This is a genomic window from Paracoccus aestuariivivens (assembly GCF_009711225.1).
GTDB lineage: Bacteria > Pseudomonadota > Alphaproteobacteria > Rhodobacterales > Rhodobacteraceae > Paracoccus > Paracoccus aestuariivivens.
The window spans coordinates 1-2,393 of the sequence record NZ_WMIE01000054.1 but is presented as its reverse complement, the minus strand read 5'-3'; the positions used below and the strand labels follow the sequence as shown (position 1 = coordinate 2,393).

General features: G+C 58.9%; 3 protein-coding genes and 1 pseudogene. 1 reads left to right on the top strand and 3 read right to left on the bottom strand.

Features of this window, described 5'->3' with window-relative positions:
* The coding region (locus tag GL286_RS21995; protein ID WP_246185072.1) for an integrase core domain-containing protein at positions 1-216 on the top strand (216 nt) is incomplete at its 5' end.
* 40 nt (positions 217-256) lie between these two features.
* Here GL286_RS21995 and GL286_RS21990 read toward each other — a convergent pair.
* From GL286_RS21990 to GL286_RS21980, 3 genes and pseudogenes are all read right to left on the bottom strand, one after another.
* A pseudogene (locus tag GL286_RS21990) lies at positions 257-406 on the bottom strand (ATP-binding protein); the annotation flags it as partial.
* A gap of 327 nt (positions 407-733) precedes the next feature.
* Complete coding sequence (locus GL286_RS21985; protein WP_155097693.1) at positions 734-1,831, bottom strand: tRNA-dihydrouridine synthase; 1,098 nt, start codon at positions 1,829-1,831, stop codon at positions 734-736.
* A 405-nt stretch (positions 1,832-2,236) separates the two neighbouring features.
* Positions 2,237-2,389: an integrase core domain-containing protein gene (locus GL286_RS21980; RefSeq protein ID WP_211596490.1), complete on the bottom strand. Its 153-nt coding sequence runs from the start codon at positions 2,387-2,389 to the stop codon at positions 2,237-2,239.
* Positions 2,390-2,393: the final 4 nt, after the last annotated feature.

The following is a 2,393-nucleotide window of genomic DNA, read 5'->3' as shown; positions in this document are numbered from 1 at the left end:
CGCTGGATCGACAACCGGATGATCGAACGGCTGTGGCGATCGCTCAAATACGAATGGGTCTACCTGAACGCCTTCGAGGCCGGCTCGGAGGCACGCAAGGGGATCGGTGCCTGGATCAGCGATTACAACGAAAAACGCCCGCACTCATCACACGGGTTGCTGACCCAAGCCGAGGCCTATGATACCTCCGACCAGATCCTGAAAGCCACCGCCTGACATGAACCCCATGCAGAAGCTGAGCCGAGCGGCAAACCGGTCCAAATTCCCGGAACACCTCTGTCTTCCCCGTGCCCGGGCCGCCGATCAGAACCACATTCTGTGCCCCGTCCATGAACTCACAGCGGTGTAGCTGGCTCACCGTAGCCTCGTTGATTTTGCTGGCAGAGAAGTCGAAGCCCGAGAGATCCGTAGGCCGGCGTTCGCCATGGAGCCGCCCCTGGTACGAGGCCCATGGCGGACGAGAGGCCTACGTTTCCAAAACCGCGACCTTTTCCGCTTCGGCAACGATGCGGTGCGCCGGGTCTGTTCCAACTGCGGTCGAATATTGATCAAATATTTGCAGTCATGGCAGCTCGTGTCCGGTGGTACGCGCCGGTAACACGAAGACCGACCTGTGGCATATATCGCTGATCGGCGGGACACTTCCTGCGATGTCCCACCGTCGATGCAATTGGCGGTAGGTCCGGGTCATCAATGGATTCCCGTTCCAGACAAACAGCAGAATCCAGCCATCCTAAGCTGATTGCGCGTAGCCCCCATTATAAGCTTCGCTCTTCCTGCGGATTCTGGAATGCTCGACGATCCGTTCGCGGGCGATCCCGCGAAACTCCTCAATCGAGGAGTATCCCTTGCGCTCTAAATAGTCGCCCAGATCGCCTGTCAGTTCCTGAATAAGGTTGACGCCAATGCCGCCGCTGCCTTTTTCCTCCATCGCAGCCGTGCAAACCTGCAGGTTTCCGGCACCATGAGCGATGAAATTGAAGGCCTCGCGGAGGCCTCTGATCCCGCCGATGCCGGAAATCGCCTTATCCGGGAAGGCGCGCGAAATATCCGAGACGCGCTGCAGGGCCTGATGCAGGATCGCGAGCCCGCCCAAGCCCCCGGACGTGACCAGTCCGTCCACCTCGACCTCGAATTTCAGGGTCTCAGGGTCCATCAGCGGCAATGACGGAAAGGTGTTGCACAGCGATATGGACGCCGCGCCCGCGTCATAGGCGGCGCGGGCTCCGTCAACCAGCGAGGATGACGACGGAGTGAGCTTGACCCAGATCGGCACGCTGACCACCTCGGTCACGGCCTTGAGGATCGAGCGGATGATGGTTTCGTCATTGGCGATATGCGCACCCATGTCCTTGCGGTCCATATGGGGGCAAGACATGTTCAGCTCGATCGCATCGCATCCGGCATTTACGACAGACTTGGCGAGCTTGCGCCAATGGTCCAACTCGTCCTCGTTTCCGGCGCCAGCCATGATCGAGCCGATGAGCATGCGGTCTGGGTAGGTGGTCTTGATCTCCTCCAGATCGGGAAGCCACAGGTCCAGTGGCTGATCCGAGATCAACTCCCAGTTCCAGGAGGAGTGGGATACCGTGTCAGGCCGCTTGTAACGCGAGACATAGGGTTTAGTCTCACTGGCGCGCTGATAGATGGTTTTCGGACCGGCGACGTTTTCCACCGGGTGCAGACCGATCGTCTTGGTCACCACACCTCCCCAACCGGCCTCGAAGGCCCTGAGGATCTTGGCCTTGCTTTCCGTGGGTGGCGCGGAGGCAAGAACGAAAGGGTTCACGAATTGAAGGCCAGTGAAGTTTGTAGCAAGCTCATAGGACATGGCGCACTCCCGGTGTCTGACAGCAATGACCGAAATTTTTTACCAACAAGTCAATAATTTTCTCGACACCGTCGCGCTGCTTGGATGAAACGGTCCGCCCGTGATGCGACTGATTGAAATATGAGCAGAAACGCCCTTGCGGCCAAGCCTGCAAAGAAGACTGTTGCGCTCAGGCGAGGCGATGACGGAGGCGGTCCCAGAAAACTGACCCGTGGGCGTAAGTGGATTTTCCGCGCGAACGCAAGCATGATGCGGCCAGCGAGGGACAGACCGTGACAAAGCGACCACGCCGCAATCACAGTCCGGCGCTCAAAGCGAAAGTTGCGACCTTCACCCCAACTAGAGAGGTGTTCCGGGAATTTGTACCGGTTTGCCGCTCGGCTCAGCTTCAGCATGCGGTTCATGTCAGGCGGTGGCTTTCAGGATCTGGTCGGAGGTATCATAGGCCTCGGCTTGGGTCAGCAACCCGTGTGATGAGTGCGGGCGTTTTTCGTTGTAATCGCTGATCCAGGCACCGATCCCCTTGCGGGCCTCCGAGCCGGCCTCGAAGGCGTTCAGGTAG